The organism is Rhodococcus sp. MPR-R1B (genome assembly GCF_058793255.1).
Genome location: NZ_JBXAFO010000006.1, coordinates 254,957 through 271,324, shown reverse-complemented (window position 1 = coordinate 271,324; position 16,368 = coordinate 254,957). Strand labels below are relative to the sequence as shown.

Sequence of the window (16,368 nt, the reverse complement as noted above, 5' to 3'; positions counted from 1 at the left end):
CGGTCAGTGCCGCAGCAGTTCCGCTTTTCGCGCATCGCTCGCAAACGAGGCTTTGATCGAGTTCCGGGCGAGGGTGTCTCGCTCGGCCTCCGTCAGACCCAGGGCTCGGCCCAGTTCGGTGAAATTGTCGTCGACATATCCCCCGAAGTAGGCCGGGTCGTCGGAGTTGACCGTGACGATCAAACCCATCTCGAGCATCGATCGAAGCGGATGATCCGACAGCGAATCGAACACCCGCAGACGAACGTTCGACAACGGGCAGACCGTCAGTGGAATCTCCTCGTCGACCAGACGCTCGATCAGGGCAGGATCCTCGAGTGCCCGGACTCCGTGGTCGATCCGCTCGGCGCCGAGAATGTCGAGCGCCTGCCAGATGTACTCGGGCGGTCCCTCTTCACCGGCGTGAGCCACAACGTGCAAACCCTCGGCACGCGCGCGGGCGAACACGTCCTCGAACAGTGACGGCGGGTTGCCGACCTCCGCGGAGTCGAGTCCGAGCCCGACGATCGGAGCCTGCAGGCGAATTATCTCGGAGAAGATCTCCTCGGCGTCTTTGACGGGCTGATCTCGGAGGATGGCGGCGATTGCCGCGCTGCTGAGCCCGAACTCGCGCTCACTCGATGCCACCGCATCCATGATCCCGTCCAGGACCTCGGTCAGCGGAACACCACGGACCACGTGCGCCTGTGGATTGAAGAAGAACTCGGCATGCGCGACGCCGGCGGCAGCCGCGCGGCGGAAGTACGCTCGCGTCAGGTCGGCAAAATCCTCCGCGGTGCGCAGGACGGCCATGTTGGCGAAGTAGAGATCGAGGAACGACTGCAGATCGGTGAACTCGTACCTCGACTTCAGATCGTCGATGTCCTTGTACGGCAAGTCCATTCGATTGCGCTCGGCAAGTCGGTAAATCTGTTCGGGTTCCAGAGAACCCTCGATGTGCATGTGCAGCTCTGCGACAGGTGTAGCCATGTCGGTGTTACCGCCCCTTCCAGACCGGGGCGCGCTTCTCGGCGAACGCCGTCGCGCCCTCGCGTGCATCTTCGGACGCGAACACCGGCGCCATGACCTGCAACTGCTTCGCGAAAGCTTCGTCGTCGGACCAACCGCCGGCCTTGACGATGATCTCCTTGGTGACCGCAACCGCGAGCGGTCCGTTGCGGGTGATGCGATCAGCCAGCTCCAGCGCGCCTTCGAGCGCCTTACCCGGCTCGGTCAACGTGTTCACGAAGCCGTAGCGGTAGGCCTCCTCGGCTGTGAAACTGTCACCGGTCAGGGCCAGTTCCAATGCCTTCTGGTACGGAATCCGCTTGGGCAGGCGCAACAATCCGCCTCCACCTGCGACCAGCCCTCGCTTGACCTCCGGGATACCGAACTTCGCTTCGGACGACGCGACCACCAGGTCGGTGGCAAGCACGAGTTCCGTGCCGCCTGCCAACGCGAAGCCCTCGACCGCCGAAATGATCGGCTTACGCGGCGGCCCTTCCGTGAATCCGAGACCGCGTCCCGGCACGAGTACGTTCTCGCCGGCCACGAATGCCTTCAGATCCATACCGGCACAGAAGTTTCCGCCGGCCCCTGTCAGCACCGCCAAGGACAGATCGTCGTCCGCATCGAGCTCTTCGACCGCAGCGGCCAATGCGTGACTGACCGCCGAGTTGATGGCGTTACGCGCCTCGGGCCGGTTGATGGTGATGATCAGTGTCCGCCCGCGCCGCTCGGTGAGAACCTCGTCCGCCATGATGTCCCTCTCGTTTGTCGACCACGCTCGCGTGACTACGCGACGTTGCGTTCGACAATACGGACGAAGCCATCGGGGTCGATCTGCGCGGTGTCGTGAGTGCAGAACCACCCCTGGGTGAACCTCGTCGAGGTCGCTTGCGGCGAGTTCCAATACCGACGCGTGACACTCGGTCCACGGCACAGCAACTCACCGAAACCACCTGGAGCATCCGGGCCGTACAACGCCACTTCCATTCCACCGAAAGCGATTCCGACGCTTCCGAGGTGGGTGGGTGCCGACTCGGTTGGCAGAATGAGACCAGCCCCACAGGTCTCGGTTTTGCCCCACCCGATCACATGCCGAGCAGCCGGGAACAGGGTCAGCAGCTTGGCTTCCTGTTCGACCGTGATCGGCGACCCGCTGCAATCGATCCACTGCACCGACCTCGAACCGGCACGCGCCGCCGGCCCGAGGGTGAGCAACCGAGGCTCGAGCAGGTCCTCGGGCCGCCCGGTCACGATGTCGACGGTATGCACACTCTCACGCCAGAAGTCGCCGGCGAGGACCACCGTTCCACCGACCACCAACGTCGCGAGCACGTGCACGAATTGCCGTACCGACTTGAAGTCATTGTCCACCAACAGATTGCGCACACCTTCGACGCCGTAATCGCGCGAGTGCAGAATGCCGACGATGGCGGAGAGCACGTTCTCGTTGCTCAACTCGACGCCCAGCATTTCGCCCGAAGAATCGGCGGTGTACGCGAGGATCGCCATCTCCTCCGGGGCGGCACCGTCGTCGATGAACGGAACACCGTGTGGGAGTTCCCCGTCGAGCACCAACACCGAGCCACTGTCCGCGATGACGAAGTCCGCCGCGTCGTCGCTCAGATGAACACCCACGGAGACTGGAACACCGCCGGCGAGAATGACGCCGAGGCACGCCTCCATCCACCTCACCCCGGCGGCGACGCGAATGGCCACACGGTCACCGATCTCGACGCCTCGCGACTTCAGCCCGCCTGCGACCCGCGACGCCTCGGCCCACAACTCCGCGAAGGTGACCTGCTCGCCGTCGACCTCCTCCACCGCGATGCGTGAGGAGAATCGATGAACGGCGATATCGAGGAGTTCGGACAGCGACGGGTCGAGTTGGCTGTACCGAAGCACCCCGTCACCCGCACGGGTGACACGGGCGTCGGCGAGGAGCTGAGTCGAACACGGGTATTCCACAAGCGTCGACCGCATCGATACCTCCACGTCACTGACAACCCACCGGCCATTCGACTATATGACGTGGATCACAGTTCGTGGAGGTCTCTGGCGATAATCGTCGCAAACTTACTTTCCGGAGTAGACCGCTTTGCCCGGTCCGACCTCGAGGAAACTGCGGACAGCGCCGCGTAGGTCATCGGTGGCGAACAGCGCACCGGACACCCCGGGAGTCACCGAATCCGCGTGGGCGATCCCGCCGGAACGCCAGGCCGCCACGATCTGCTTGGTGGCGTCGTGGGCTCGCGTGGGCCCGTCCGCCAACCGGGCCGCCAGGGCACGCGCCGCAGCATCGACATCGTCGTGAACTGCATTGACGACGCCCCACGAGTGCAGGGTTGCGGCGTCGTAGAGATCGCCGGTCATGACCAACTCCCGAGCCCGTCCGGAACCGGCGCGCTCGGCCAAACGCTGCGGTCCACCCATGGACGGCGTCAGACCGACCACTGTCTCGACCAGTCCGAACTTCGCCTTCGGCGCCGCGAGGATGATGTCGCAGGCCAAGGAGATCTCGAAGGCAGCAGTCAGCGTCAGCCCGTGCGCCGCGTAGATGACCGGGCACGGCAACGCCTCGAGCGGATGGCAGATCTGGGCGAACAGTTCGCGCCACAATTCCGCTCCCTGCTCCGGGTTCAGTCCGTCGAACACATGGACGTCGACGCCGGCCGAGTTGACCTTGCCCTCGGCGCGCAGAAGCACAGCGCGCGGTGGGTTTTCGGTCAGCGCTGCAACATCGGCGATGACGGCGTCGAACATGGCCTGATCGAACAGATTGAGTGGTCCGTGCGCGAACGTCAGGACAGCCACCTCGGCACCACCATCGGTGGTGAAGCGCTCGAGACGGGTGGGATGCGATTCGGGAGCAGTCATGCCGCCACACTGCCACATCGAACCGGCCTACGATCGTCGGGTGGACGGTCTGAGAAATGCACTCGCGGACGTTGTGGGACACCGGTTCGTCGTCGACGACGCCGACGTATTGGCGACCCGTTCCACCGACCAGACAGGGCGCTACAGCGGGCGCGCCAGTGCTCTGGTCCGACCCGGAAATACCGCCGAAGTCTCGGCAGTGCTGAACGTGTGCCGCTCGCGCGGCGTACCGGTCACCGTTCAGGGCGGGCGAACCGGTCTGGTCGCCGGGACGGTGCCCGAGCACGACGACGTCCTGCTCTCCACCGAACGCCTCGAGGCGATCGGCGAAGTCGATGTTGCCGCCGGTCGGATCACCGTCGGTGCGGGAGTGACACTCGCGCAGGTACATTCGGCGGCCGCCGCCGCCGGTTTGAAGTTCGGTGTCGACATAGCCTCGCGGGACACTGCGACGATCGGCGGCATGGTCTCCACCAATGCCGGTGGCCTGCACACGGTTCGATACGGGAACATGGCCGAACAGGTGCTCGGACTCGAGGTGGTGCTCCCCGACGGGACCACGGTGCGTCGGTCACCGAAAGTGTTGTCCGACAATTCCGGATACAACCTGCCCGCACTGTGGGTGGGCAGCGAGGGAACTCTTGGTGTGGTCACGGCAGTCGATCTGAAACTACGACGGGTACCGAGTCACCGGGTCACGACGCTGACCGGTTTCGACCGACTGCAAGACGTCGTGGACGCGGGGCGCACGTTGCGCACTCTCGACGGCGTCGACGCACTGGAGTTGGTGGACGGCCGTGGACTCGAATTGGCCGCACGCCATTTGAACGCCGCGGTGCCGACGGGGCGACCGTGGTACCTGCTCGCCGAGGTGTCCGCGGCCCACGATCCGCTGGAAGACCTGGCCGAGCTGCTCGAACGCATCGACCCACCGCAGACCCCGGCAGTGGCGGTCGACGATCCCGGCTCGACGCGTTTGTGGGCGGCGCGGGAGTGTTTCGCCGAAGTGGTCGGACTGTTCGGTCCCCCACTGAAATTCGACGCGGCGCTGCCGCTGGACTCGCTTGCCACCTTCGCCGAGGACGCCGCGGCGGTGATCGCGAGTCGTGCCCCCGAGGCAATTCCGATCCTCTTCGGACATGTCGCCGAGGGAAACATCCACCTCAACGTCCTGAACTGCCCGAACGCCGACACCGTGTACCGCAGCGTCCTCGAACTGGTTCGCGATCACGGCGGAAACGTCAGTTCCGAGCACGGGGTGGGCTCGCTCAAACGCAACTATCTGGACCTGGCCCTCTCTGCGGAGGACATAGCCACGATGTGGGCGATCAAGCGAGCCCTGGACCCGAGCGACTATCTCAATCGTGCAGTGATGTTTCCCGACGCGCTTCGGCACTGACGGCCATCGCGTCGTCGTGTGCGTCGCCGCGCAGAGGCCGAGCGAAGCACACCGAAGCGACGAAGCCGATGAGCAGCACGCCTGCGGGCAGCCAAATCGACTCCGACATCGCCGTGCTGAACGGTTCACGGACGAACTCGGGTAGGTGACCCACTCCGGCTTCGGAACTGCCGCCGGTCAGACCCTGAGCCGCCAATCGTGCGGTGATCAGTGCTCCGATCGCGGCACTGCCGAGAACCGCACCCACCTGCCGGGTGGTGTTGTAGACGCCGGCGCCGGCGCCGGCCTGCATCGGAGGCAGGTTGTGTGTGGCGGTGGCCGCGAGCGGTGACCAGATGCATGCGTTGGCGAAGCCGATCAGGCCGATCGGCAGGAGCAGTTCCCAGATCGCGACGTCGGGAGACATCACCAGTGCGAGCCAGCCCAGGGCGATCGCGAACAGCAGGAAGCCGGTGCCCGCGATGTAGCGCGGATGCGTCTTGTCGACGAGCTTGCCGATGATCGGCGCAAAAATGCCGGTCAGCACGGCCATCGGAACGAGGAGGAGCGCCGACTGCGTCGGGGAGAGTCCGCGAACTGCCTGGGTGTAGAACATCAGCGGAAGGACCATCGACGTGATCGCGAAGCCCATCGCGGTGATCGCGACGTTGGCGAGCGAGAAGTTGCGGTCCTTGAAGAGTTCGAGTGGGAGCAAGGGCTCGTTCTTGTTGCGCGACTGGTAGAACACGAACACCGCGAGCAACACCACACCGGCGCCGATCAGGCTCCAGACGAATCCGTTCCAGTCGTACGAACTGCCTTCCTGGATTCCGAACACGAGCAGGAACATGCCTGCGGCGCTGAGAATCACGCCGGGGATGTCGAACTTGTGCTCGCTGGTCGGCAACGACGGAACAAGCTTCCACGCGAGGAGGAAGGCGATGACACCGACCGGGACGTTGACGATGAAGATCCATTCCCAGCCGAGATTGTCGACCAACACACCACCGGCAAGCGGACCGACCAGCGTCGCAACACCGGCAACCGCGCCCCACAGGCCCATTGCGGCGCCACGCTTGTTCGGCGCGAACGTGCGTGTGATGACGGCCATCGTCTGAGGCGTCATCATTGCGGCGCCCAGACCCTGGAAAGCTCTTGCCACGATGAGCATCTCGACGCTGCCGGACAGACCACACCACAGTGAAGCGCCGGTGAACAGTACGAGGCCGATCATGTACAGGTTCTTCGGTCCGAACCTGTCACCGAGCCGGCCGGTGACGAGCAGCGGCACCGCGTACGCCAGCAGGTACGCGCTGGTGACCCAGACGACCTTGTTGATGTCGGTGCCGAGGTCCTCCATGATCGCAGGGTTGGCGACAGCGACGATGGTGCTGTCCACCAGAATCATGAAGAACCCGATACACAGCGCCCACAGCGCGTGCCAGGGATTGACCTGCTTTTCCATCTTCAGTCCTTAGGTAGTGCGGACGAGCCTGCGGAGCCGGCCAGCCGGTCGAGAAGTTCTTGTGAGAGCCAGGGCATTTCGCCGCTCTCGATGTCTGTCACCAACGCGCCGATCCACTCTCTTTCGGCGACGGTCAGTGCGTGGGCGTAGTCCGCGCCCACCGTGAAGATTCGTGGTTTTTCCGCCGCCTTCAGCGCTTCGTAGTCGGCCTCGAATTTCGCGATCGTCTTGTCGAGGTGCGCGAGACGAATTCGAAGCATCTGACACGCGGTGGACGCGGAGAGGTTGTGCATTTCGGCGAGCGCGAGCGGCAACCGCGGATACTCCCGCACCGGAACCGCCAACATCTCACGTAGTTGATGCTCGAGGGCCTCACGGCCCCGGGCGGTGATCTCGTACGTCGTCCGTTCGGGCCGGTTGCCCTCACGATCGGTCCCGATCGAAGCCAGAAGTTCCTGCTTCTCCAACCGGGAAACCGTGTGATAGAGCGATCCCGGCTTGATCTTCACCAACTGATCGCCCCGGCGAACCGAGGCCAGTTGATACATCTCGTACGGATGCATCGAACGCTCGGACAGCAGGCCCAGAACGGTGATTCCCAGAGGCGTCAGTGACACGTCACCCATGAGTCCCCCTCCCTGACAAGCCGCAATTGACTATTTCTTGACTATTCCACCTGAAATAGTCCACATGGAATATACGACCTCTGTCCATCTCGATCAACCCGTTCGAATCGGACTAGCCTGTAGCGAGTGGACGAACATCACCTCGACATCATCCGACTCGCTTGGGCACGTGAACTGGGCCTCGGCGACTCGGCACTTCGGCCGGCACACACGGCCCGCGTCGTCGGCGACGACATCCACGTTCTCGATCTGGCAGGCTCAGGTGCGATCGTCGGGCCGCAGTGGTTCATCGAGCGCACCGAGGACATCTCCGTCGACGCCCTGCTGCAACCGGCGCGTCTGCTCGAGATCGCCGGCGATCACGGCGGCAGAATCACCGGCCCCGTCGATCTCGCTTTCCTCGGCGACTACACGGACGCGCCGCCCGACGAGCAACTACTGATTTCCCACGACATCGACGACGCCCTCGCCGTCGCTGCGCTGTGCCCACCCGACGACAGCACCACAGCCGACCTCGGGAACCGGACGCGGTGGTTCACCGCCCTCACCGATTCCGCCGAGGTGCTCGGATGCGCGGCATACTCCGAATTTCAGGGATTCGTGGCAGATCTCACGACCCTGACTGCTCCAGCGCATCGCCGTCACGGAATCGGCTGCGCAGTAACGCTTCTCGCTGCGGAGGACGCTCTCGATTCCGGATTGATCCCGCAGCTACGCACAAGTCGCGGCAGTGCGATCGGAGCGACGCTTCCACGTAAAGCCAAATTCGACGTTCTGGGGGCATACGCTCGGGTACACGTGCACCTGCCCAGTTGACACTCGAACGAGAGGGACCGCAGATGAGTACGGAAGACGGCGCGAGCGAACCGACATTCGTCGAAGAGGGTCGTGAATTCAAACGCGACACCAACTACATCCCGACCCGGATCACCGAGGACGGCCGCGACGGTTACCCCGTCGAACCCGGGCGATACCGGTTGATCGTGGCACGTGCCTGCCCGTGGGCAAACCGCGCCATCATCGTCCGCCGCCTGCTCGGCCTCGAAGACGTACTGTCGATGGGCATCTGCGGTCCGGTTCACGACAAGCGAAGCTGGACTTTCGATCTCGACCCGGGCGGCGTCGATCCCGTACTGAAGATCCCGCGACTGCAGGACGCATACTTCGCCCGAGATCCCCACTACCCCAGGGGAATCACGGTGCCCGCCATGGTGGAGATCGCCACGGGCAAGGTGATCACGAACGACTACCCACAGATCACCCTCGACTTCTCGACGCAATGGAAGAAGTACCACCGCGAAGGCGCACCGGATCTGTACCCGGAGCCTCTGCGAAACGAAATCGACGAAGTGGCCGAGTACGTTTTTCGCGACGTCAACAACGGCGTCTACCGCTGCGGTTTCGCCGGTTCACAGCAGGCGTACGACGAGGCATACGACACGCTGTTCGCTCGCCTCGACTGGCTCACCGAACGTCTTGCCCGGCAACGTTTCCTGGTGGGCGACACCATCACCGAAGCCGATGTGCGCCTGTTCACCACGCTGGCGCGGTTCGATCCCGTCTATCACGGCCACTTCAAGTGCAACAGAAGCAAACTCAGCGAGATGCCGGTGCTGTGGGACTACGCGCGCGATCTGTTCCAAACCCCCGGATTCGGTGACACCATCGACTTCACACAGATCAAAGCGCACTACTACATCGTGCATTCCGAGATCAATCCCTCCGGAATCGTGCCCAAGGGACCGGAATTGACACACTGGCTCGAACCGCACGGACGCGAACAGTTGGGTGGCCGACCGTTCGGGGACGGCACACCACCACATCCGCCCATCCCGTCGGAAGTGGTTCCGGCAGAGCACTGGGCCACCAGGTAGGTCGCGGGGGGCTACTCCCCTGCGTACGTGCCGAAACTCCAGTACACACCTTCGGGATCACGGCAGGTGAACCCCCGCGAACCGTAGTCCTCGTTTCGCAATCCCTGCGTGATCGTGGCGCCCGCCGCGACAGCGCGTTCGTGGAGTGCATCGGCGGCGTCCGCGTCGTCCACGACGATGTACACCGAACCGATTCCAGGGGGCAGGCCGGCGATCGCAGAATCGGTGCGCGGCGAACCCAACATGATGCCGCCACCGCCCGGCCAGTCGAGTTGGGCGTGGTCCACCACGTCTCCCTCTCCGTAGACGGCCTTCTCCACGAAACCGAAGGTGCTCACCAGAAAGTGGATTGCCGCACGGGCGTCGAGGTAGCGCAGCGTCGGCCAGATGGTCGTCGAACGAGATTCCGAAGTGGCGGTCATAACACTCGAACTCCTGCCTGGGAAAACTCACGAAGAAAACCGAGTCTCGTACGAGCCTATGGCCCCGGTGATCACCGCCGCCAGCGAAAACTTCACCTATTCTCGAGATACGGTCCACCTCGCTTCAGAGGAGGACAACTGTGGAGGGGCAGCAATGAGCAAGTCGACGAACAACGACAGCGGGCGTATCGAGAAGGTCCTCGTTTCCGTTCTCGACAACGGAAGCCGCCTGCAAGCGCCCGCAGTGGCCAAATACGTCAACCACGTCCGTAAGGCCCACCCCGACGAGTCACCTGCTCAGATCGTCGAGCGGATGGAGAAGATGTTCATTCTCGCCGTGACCGGAAGCGGCAGTGCCGTCGGCGCCACCGCCGCCGTGCCGGGCGTCGGAACGGTCGCGTCCATCGCTGCCGTCGGTGCGGAATCGGCTTTCTTCCTCGAGGCGTCAGCGCTGCTGACGTTGGCAATTGCGTCAGTGCATGGAATCTCCGTACAGGATCACCAGCAACGACGTGCCCTGGTCCTGGCAGTCGCCCTCGGCGAATCCGGTATGGAGATCGTGCAGAAGGCCACCGGAATCACAGCCAAGAACTGGGGAACGGCAATCACGAGCAAGATTCCCGGACCCACGATGAGGGGAATGAACAGCACCCTCGTGCGGAAATTCGTGACCAAGTACGCCGCCAAGCGCAGCGCACTGATCCTCGGCAAGCTCGTTCCGGCCGGAATCGGTGCGGTCATCGGCGGTGCGGGCAACCGTGCAATCGGCAAGGGCGTCGTCAAGAATGCGCGCGAAGCCTTCGGACCGGCACCGGCCAGGTGGACCGACCACCTGATCGTGATGCCTGCCGACGATGCCGCAGTGCTTCCCCAGACGGAGACACGCCGGGCCATCCGCAGATAGCCGTCCGGGCCGTAGGCTCGCATCACGTATTCGCCGCCGACCCGGGAGCAGCATTGACGAACACCGCAATGGGATCCTTCTCTGCCCCCATCGAGATTCGTGGGTTGACGAAGACGTTCAAGGCGGCGCGCGCGGTCAACGACCTGAGCTTCGACGTTCAGGCGGGCTCGATCACCGGGTTTCTCGGCCCGAACGGTTCGGGCAAGACGACCACGTTGCGGATGCTCCTCGGACTGGTGTCACCGACGTCGGGATCGGCCACGATCAACGGCACCCCGATGCGTTTGCTGCCCAACCCGGCTCGGACCGTCGGCGCAGTACTCGACGTCGGCAGTCTCCATCCGAAACGAACGGCGCTCGGACACCTCGAGATCTACGCGGCCGCTATCGGCATGCCGACTCAGCGCGCGGCGCAGGTGCTGGACATGGTCGGTCTGAGATCGGTCGGAGTCCACAAGACCGGCACCTTCTCGCTCGGGATGCGCCAACGCCTGATCCTTGCCACCGCGATGCTCGGTGATCCCGAGATCCTCGTGCTCGACGAACCCGCGAACGGACTCGACCCCGAGGGCATGGCGTGGCTTCGTCAGTTCCTGCAGACCTTCGCCGGTTCCGGCCGAACGGTTCTGATCTCGAGTCACGCGCTTCGTGAAGTCGAAGCGACCGTCGACAGCGTGGTCATCGTCAGCGCCGGCTCACTCGTCTACCAAGGGACCATGGACGAACTTCGCCGCTCGCAGCGCAGTCGACTGCTCGTCTCGTGTTCCAACCCAGCGCTCCTCGCCACGGCATTGGCCGCTCGCGGAATCATCGACGCCCAGATCACGCAGGACGGACGGCTCGCCGTGGGCGGCACCGACACGTCGGTGCTCCCACCGGTGGCATCCGCCGCCGGTGTCACGATCTTCGGCGTCGCAACCGAAGGCGCAGATCTCGAGCAACTGTTCCTCGCGATGACAACACCGCAGTACGCGGTTCCCCAGGTCGGATACCACCGCCCACCCGGTCCCGGTTCCGGACCGGGCTATTACGGCCCTGCCGCATACGGACCTTCCGGAGGACACCGATGACCACGCTCGTGCGCGCGGAGACACTCAAAGTTCTCACCCTGCGCTACTGGTGGGCACTGGCCATCGCACCGGTCGTCGTGGCCGTGCTGATTGCTGCCTCCACCAGGACGTTCGTCGAAGCCGTGGCCGATTCGGCAGACACCACCTTCGACGTCGATGTCGTGTCCACCGGCGTCAGCCTCGGTGTCTCCAACACGCTTGTCCTGGTGTTCGCGGCTGTCTTCGGAGCACTCACCGCCGGATCCGAATTCGGCTACAAAACTCTCACCACGACGTTCCTCACAGCTCGCGGCCGCGACGGAGTCCTTGGCGCAAAACTTGCCGTCGTCGCGGTATTCGCCGTCGGCTACGCGTTGGCGGTCGAAGTAGTCAGCATCGGCGCGATGTTGCTCTTCGGCCGGGACTTCAGCTTCACCACCGATCTCTTCGCGATCTGCGCCGCAGGCATTCTGGCGTGCGCTCTGTGGGCACTGCTCGGCGCCGGGGTGGCACTGCTCACCGGTTCGTCGATGGCCGGTGCCCTCTCGGTCATCCTGTGGTTCGTCTTCGGTGAATGGATCATCCGCGCAGTACTGCTCGCGATGGATCTCGGCGGGGTCGGGGCCGCGCTTCCGGTGTCGGCCACGATCGGCACGATCGTCAATGCGGCCCCGTCGATCGACGTCGACGCGTTCGCGTCCTGGCCGAGCGGCCCGATGATGCTGGCCGCTTGGGTAGTTCTGTTCTGCGGGCTCGGTTGGCTACGGACCAGGACCCGCGACATCACCTGAAAAAGCTGTCTGGGGCCGGGTCTACCGTGGATCTCGATGAACACGATCAACACGGACAGTCCGGTAGCTGGAGAGGTCGATCGAGCTCCGGGCTGGATCCGCCGCTTGGCCCACGCATGCTGGTTGCACCGAAGAGTTGCGATCGGCGCGCTTCTGGTGACCGTCATCGCTTCGGCGATCGACATCTCGTTTCCTCTTCTGACCCGATATGCGCTCGACGCCGCAAGCCAGGAGAACCCAGGCAAGGTGATCGGGTTCGTCGCGCTGGCGATCGCGCTGCTCGCGGTCGTCCGCTTCGCGTGCCAGTACGGCCGACGGATGCTTGCCGGCCGACTCTCGCTCGATGTTCAACACGACTTGCGGCTCGCCCTGCTCGGCTCGCTGCAACGCCTCGACGGACGCGGGCAGGATCAGATCCGCACAGGCCAGGTGGTATCCCGGTCCATCACCGATTTACAACTCGTCCAGGGTTTGCTCGCGATGGTGCCGATGTCCGCGGGTGCGCTCCTGCAATTCGTGCTCGCGATCGGCATCATGGCGTGGCTCTCGCCGCTGTTGACTCTCGTCGCTGTCGCCGTCATCCCCGCAGTAGGGTTGGTGGTGTTCCTGATGCGACCGATGCTCTTCGCCGCAACATGGTCCGCGCAGCAGCGGGCCGCCGACCTCGCCCAACATGTCGAGGAAACCGTCACGGGCGTGCGCGTCGTCAAGGGATTCGGGCAGGAACAACGAGCCGTCGACCAACTCGAAAAGCACAGCCGCACGTTGTATTCGGAGCGTCTTCGCGCCGCGTGGTTGAACGCGAAATTCGCGCCGACCATGGCCGCCTTGCCCCAGCTCGGGCAGGTGGGAGTGATCGCTCTCGGCGGGTATCTCGCACTGCACGACAAGATCACCGTGGGAACGTTTCTCGCGTTCGCCACCTACATCGTGACGATGACCGGAGTCACCCGAACTCTGTCGTCGGTCATCGTCATGGCGCAGCTGGCGCGCGCCGCTGTCGAGCGTGTCTACGACGTCATCAACGCTCAGCCGGACATCGCCGATCCAGACCATCCGGTGGACCTGCCCGACGGTCCTCTCGGCGTCACCTTCGACGACGTGGCATTCGGATTCGACACCGAACGCGACGTCCTGACCGGGCTGAACCTCCGCATAGAACCGGGCGAGACCGTCGCCGTCGTGGGGCCGGCCGCGTCGGGCAAGACCGCGTTGTCCTTGCTTCTCCCCCGGTTCTACGCCCCGACTTCGGGTGTAGTGACCGTCGATACCGCGGGCGAGACGTTCCCCATCGGCGAACTGCGCACAGAACAGCTTCGTGCCGCCGTCAGCCTGGTCTTCGACGAACCTTTCCTGTTCTCGGACACCATCGCCGCCAACATCGCACTGGGGCGCGAGGACGCCTCCGACGAGGACATCCGCGCCGCAGCTGCACTGGCACAGGCGGACACCTTCATCGAGGCACTCCCGGACGGATACGACACCGTTGTCGGTGAACGAGGTCTGACGCTGTCGGGCGGCCAGCGTCAGCGCATCGCACTTGCCCGAGCCCTCCTCGTCGACCCACGGATCCTGGTCCTCGACGACGCGACCTCCGCAGTCGATGCGGCAACCGAGGCTGCGATCTTCGACGCGTTCCGGGCCAGACGGCGCCAGACCACGCTGATCCTCGCTCACCGGCGGTCCACCCTGACGCTCGCAGACCGGGTCGCGGTTCTCGACGGCGGACGGATCATCGACTCCGGAACCGTGGACGAACTGGAAGCGCGATGTCCGCTCTTTCGTGCCCTGTTCTCCTCGCCGCCGGAACTACCGGCCGAACTCGACGACGTCGACTCCGATGCTTTCGGACGTGACCGCAGCGAGCCCACAGCCGAGCAGTTGTGGCCGCAGGCTCCGGAATCCGAAGCCGACAGCACTACCGCTTCGGCGCAGGGTGCGGGCGGACCGATGGCCGGAGCGCTCAGCGGAATCGCGGTGACTCCGTCCCTGCGGGCAGCAGTCGACGCTCTCCCACCCGCACGTGAAGACCCCGGAATCGCTCCTGAGAGCCTGCGCGAATCGAATCCACAGTTCTCACTCCGACAGATCTTGAGGCCGGTCCGCTGGGTTCTACTGGCGGTTGTCGTGTGCCTTGCCCTGGACTCCGCAGCGGCGATCGCATTTCCCTCCCTCGTCAGATACGCGATCGACCACGGAGTCGTGACCGCGGACAGCAGCACGCTCTGGATAGCGACGGCATTCGGCGCGCTCCTGGTCGCAGCGGACTGGGTCGTCGTGGCGGTCATGACGGTGCTCACGGCCCGAGCCGGTGAACGCGTGCTATTCGGGCTCCGCGTCCGCAGCTATGCACACTTGCAGCGCCTGGGTCTGGACTACTACGAACGGGAATTGTCCGGCCGCATCATGACGCGTATGACCACCGACGTCGACGCGCTCTCGTCGTTCATCCAAACCGGTATGTCGACGGCGATCGTGAGCGTCCTGACCGTCGGCGGAATTTCGATCGCCCTCCTGGCGACCGACGTGACGCTCGGCCTGGTGGCGCTGGCCGTCATCCCACCGCTCGTGGTCGCGACCGTGGTCTTCCGCAAGATCTCCTCGGTTGCCTACAGCCAGTCCCGCGAACGGATCTCGCTCGTCAATGCCGACTTCCAGGAGAACATCGCCGGTCTGCGAGCGGCTCAGGCCTACCGCCGCGAAGAAGGTGCTGCGCGTAGGTTCGCAGAACGCTCCGAGAGCTACCGCCGATCGCGGATGCGGTCGCAGCGAGCCATTTCGATCTACTTCCCTTTCATTTCGTTCCTGTCCGACCTCGCGTTGGCCGCGGTCGTGTTCGTCGGTGCGCACCAGATCGCGAACGGATCGACTTCGCCCGGCGTACTGATCGCTTTCGTGCTCTACCTCGGTCTGCTGTTCGGACCGATTCAGCAACTCTCACAAGTGTTCGATGGTTACCAACAGGCAAACGTCGGATTGCAACGAATCGGCGACCTGCTGCGCACTCGCAGTTCGATCGAGACTGCCGACAGCGAGGATTTGATCGCGATCTCCGGACGACTCGACGGCGCCGTCCATCTCGACGGGGTCGGGTTCCGGTACTCGGGTGCGGACGTCGACGCCCTCTCCGATTTCGATCTGCAAATCCCGCCGGGCACGACCGTCGCTCTGGTCGGCCGAACCGGTGCCGGGAAGTCGACGGTCGTGAAGTTGCTCGCCCGCTTCTACGACCCGACGTCCGGATCGGTCGACGTGGACGGAACCGACATCCGGAACTTCCACCTCTCGCAGTACCGACGTCGCCTCGGCGTGGTCCCACAAGAAGCCCATCTGTTCACCGGCACGGTCGCCGACAACATCGCGTACGGCAGGCCGTCGGCGTCGCACGCGGAGATCGAGGAAGCGGCACGTTCCGTCGGCGCACTGAATTCGATAGCCGACATGCGTGGAGGCATGAATCATCCCGTCGGCGAGCGCGGCCAGGGGCTCTCGGCAGGCCAACGCCAACTGATCGCATTGGCCCGTGCCGAACTCGTCGACCCGGACCTTCTGCTCCTCGACGAGGCGACCGCGACGCTCGATCCCGCGACCGAACGAATGGTGCTCGAAGCAAGTCGGTCGGTCACCCGGAAACGGACTTCCGTCGTCGTAGCTCACCGCCTCGCGACAGCTGCCCGAGCGGACCTCGTTGTCGTAGTTGACCGGGGACGTATCGTTGAATACGGCCCGCACGATGTTCTGCGGTATGCCGGTGGTCACTACTCGGGACTCTGGGATGCATCGCAGGCGCGTGAGGGGAATAATCTGACGTCGAGAACTGTCATCGAAGGCAACCCCGTCGCGTGACAGTCGGCACGGATTTGTACCGCCGAGAGGTAGTGCGCGATCGCAAGATCACGGACTTCCGTGAGACAGCTCACAAATTGTGTGCCGCACAATTGCTCGTCACACGCTCGGGCTAATCTCATGTATATAGGCGCTCTGATCGGGTACCGAAA

The 16,368-nt window shown here is 64.1% G+C and carries 14 protein-coding genes; 7 read left to right on the top strand and 7 right to left on the bottom strand.

Annotated elements, in window-relative coordinates; genetic code table 11:
- Nucleotides 1-3 precede the first annotated feature (3 nt).
- From AC1Q61_RS11670 to AC1Q61_RS11655, 4 genes are all read right to left on the bottom strand, one after another.
- A complete protein-coding gene (locus AC1Q61_RS11670; RefSeq protein WP_003945144.1) occupies nt 4-969 on the bottom strand; it encodes an adenosine deaminase in 966 nt (321 codons plus the stop codon).
- Between the two features lie 7 nt (nt 970-976).
- A complete protein-coding gene (locus AC1Q61_RS11665) occupies nt 977-1,738 on the bottom strand; it encodes a crotonase/enoyl-CoA hydratase family protein (protein ID WP_003945127.1) in 762 nt (253 codons plus the stop codon).
- 35 nt (nt 1,739-1,773) lie between these two features.
- Nucleotides 1,774-2,967, bottom strand: coding sequence for a class I adenylate-forming enzyme family protein (locus AC1Q61_RS11660; RefSeq protein WP_007736152.1), 1,194 nt, complete (start codon nt 2,965-2,967; stop codon nt 1,774-1,776).
- A 93-nt stretch (nt 2,968-3,060) separates the two neighbouring features.
- Entirely contained in the window at nt 3,061-3,861 is an 801-nt protein-coding gene (locus AC1Q61_RS11655; RefSeq protein ID WP_007736151.1) for an enoyl-CoA hydratase/isomerase family protein, read from the bottom strand.
- On the opposite strand from AC1Q61_RS11655, the gene AC1Q61_RS11650 reads away from it, so the two are divergent.
- The gene (locus AC1Q61_RS11650) at nt 3,860-5,260 is read left to right on the top strand and encodes an FAD-binding oxidoreductase (protein WP_215516013.1); all 1,401 of its coding nucleotides are present in this window, start codon (nt 3,860-3,862) and stop codon (nt 5,258-5,260) included. The two genes, AC1Q61_RS11655 and AC1Q61_RS11650, sit on opposite strands and share 2 nt — an antisense overlap.
- On the opposite strand, the gene AC1Q61_RS11645 is transcribed toward AC1Q61_RS11650, so the two are convergent.
- Together AC1Q61_RS11645 and AC1Q61_RS11640 are read right to left on the bottom strand one after the other, a co-directional pair.
- Nucleotides 5,220-6,704 (bottom strand): DHA2 family efflux MFS transporter permease subunit, encoded by a 1,485-nt coding sequence (locus AC1Q61_RS11645; RefSeq protein WP_003945132.1) that lies wholly within the window; start codon nt 6,702-6,704, stop codon nt 5,220-5,222. The genes AC1Q61_RS11650 and AC1Q61_RS11645 overlap by 41 nt on opposite strands.
- 2 nt (nt 6,705-6,706) lie before the next feature.
- Nucleotides 6,707-7,330, bottom strand: coding sequence for a PadR family transcriptional regulator (locus tag AC1Q61_RS11640; protein WP_007736146.1), 624 nt, complete (start codon nt 7,328-7,330; stop codon nt 6,707-6,709).
- Between the two features lie 126 nt (nt 7,331-7,456).
- Between AC1Q61_RS11640 and AC1Q61_RS11635 the strand changes: the two genes are divergently transcribed.
- Complete coding sequence (locus AC1Q61_RS11635; RefSeq protein WP_007736143.1) at nt 7,457-8,146, top strand: GNAT family N-acetyltransferase; 690 nt, start codon at nt 7,457-7,459, stop codon at nt 8,144-8,146.
- Between the two features lie 23 nt (nt 8,147-8,169).
- On the top strand, nt 8,170-9,204 hold the full coding sequence (locus tag AC1Q61_RS11630; protein ID WP_042450363.1) for a glutathione S-transferase family protein: 1,035 nt from the start codon (nt 8,170-8,172) through the stop codon (nt 9,202-9,204).
- 11 nt (nt 9,205-9,215) lie between these two features.
- On the opposite strand, the gene AC1Q61_RS11625 is transcribed toward AC1Q61_RS11630, so the two are convergent.
- Nucleotides 9,216-9,626: a VOC family protein gene (locus AC1Q61_RS11625; RefSeq protein WP_042923384.1), complete on the bottom strand. Its 411-nt coding sequence runs from the start codon at nt 9,624-9,626 to the stop codon at nt 9,216-9,218.
- Between the two features lie 154 nt (nt 9,627-9,780).
- Here AC1Q61_RS11625 and AC1Q61_RS11620 point away from each other — a divergent pair, with 154 nt between their 5' ends.
- The 4 genes from AC1Q61_RS11620 (at nt 9,781) to AC1Q61_RS11605 (ending at nt 16,216) form a co-directional block, all read left to right on the top strand.
- Nucleotides 9,781-10,530 (top strand): hypothetical protein, encoded by a 750-nt coding sequence (locus AC1Q61_RS11620; protein ID WP_003945111.1) that lies wholly within the window; start codon nt 9,781-9,783, stop codon nt 10,528-10,530.
- Nucleotides 10,531-10,598: 68 nt separating this feature from the next.
- Entirely contained in the window at nt 10,599-11,600 is a 1,002-nt protein-coding gene (locus AC1Q61_RS11615) for an ABC transporter ATP-binding protein (protein ID WP_007736138.1), read from the top strand.
- Nucleotides 11,597-12,370, top strand: a complete 774-nt coding sequence (locus AC1Q61_RS11610; protein ID WP_042923381.1) for an ABC transporter permease — start codon at nt 11,597-11,599, stop codon at nt 12,368-12,370. The genes AC1Q61_RS11615 and AC1Q61_RS11610 overlap by 4 nt, the downstream gene beginning before the upstream one ends.
- A gap of 36 nt (nt 12,371-12,406) precedes the next feature.
- Complete coding sequence (locus AC1Q61_RS11605) at nt 12,407-16,216, top strand: ABC transporter ATP-binding protein (protein ID WP_215516014.1); 3,810 nt, start codon at nt 12,407-12,409, stop codon at nt 16,214-16,216.
- The last annotated feature ends 152 nt before the right edge of the window (nt 16,217-16,368 follow it).

Coding starts and splice junctions, on each gene's coding strand:
- AC1Q61_RS11670 (WP_003945144.1), bottom strand. CDS start 969: ATGGCTACACCTGTCGCAGAGCTGCACATGCACATCGAGGGTTCTCTG.
- AC1Q61_RS11665 (WP_003945127.1), bottom strand. CDS start 1,738: ATGGCGGACGAGGTTCTCACCGAGCGGCGCGGGCGGACACTGATCATC.
- AC1Q61_RS11660 (WP_007736152.1), bottom strand. CDS start 2,967: ATGCGGTCGACGCTTGTGGAATACCCGTGTTCGACTCAGCTCCTCGCC.
- AC1Q61_RS11650 (WP_215516013.1), top strand. CDS start 3,860: ATGCCGCCACACTGCCACATCGAACCGGCCTACGATCGTCGGGTGGAC.
- AC1Q61_RS11655 (WP_007736151.1), bottom strand. CDS start 3,861: ATGACTGCTCCCGAATCGCATCCCACCCGTCTCGAGCGCTTCACCACC.
- AC1Q61_RS11645 (WP_003945132.1), bottom strand. CDS start 6,704: ATGGAAAAGCAGGTCAATCCCTGGCACGCGCTGTGGGCGCTGTGTATC.
- AC1Q61_RS11640 (WP_007736146.1), bottom strand. CDS start 7,330: ATGGGTGACGTGTCACTGACGCCTCTGGGAATCACCGTTCTGGGCCTG.
- AC1Q61_RS11630 (WP_042450363.1), top strand. CDS start 8,170: ATGAGTACGGAAGACGGCGCGAGCGAACCGACATTCGTCGAAGAGGGT.
- AC1Q61_RS11625 (WP_042923384.1), bottom strand. CDS start 9,626: ATGACCGCCACTTCGGAATCTCGTTCGACGACCATCTGGCCGACGCTG.
- AC1Q61_RS11620 (WP_003945111.1), top strand. CDS start 9,781: ATGAGCAAGTCGACGAACAACGACAGCGGGCGTATCGAGAAGGTCCTC.
- AC1Q61_RS11615 (WP_007736138.1), top strand. CDS start 10,599: ATGGGATCCTTCTCTGCCCCCATCGAGATTCGTGGGTTGACGAAGACG.
- AC1Q61_RS11610 (WP_042923381.1), top strand. CDS start 11,597: ATGACCACGCTCGTGCGCGCGGAGACACTCAAAGTTCTCACCCTGCGC.
- AC1Q61_RS11605 (WP_215516014.1), top strand. CDS start 12,407: ATGAACACGATCAACACGGACAGTCCGGTAGCTGGAGAGGTCGATCGA.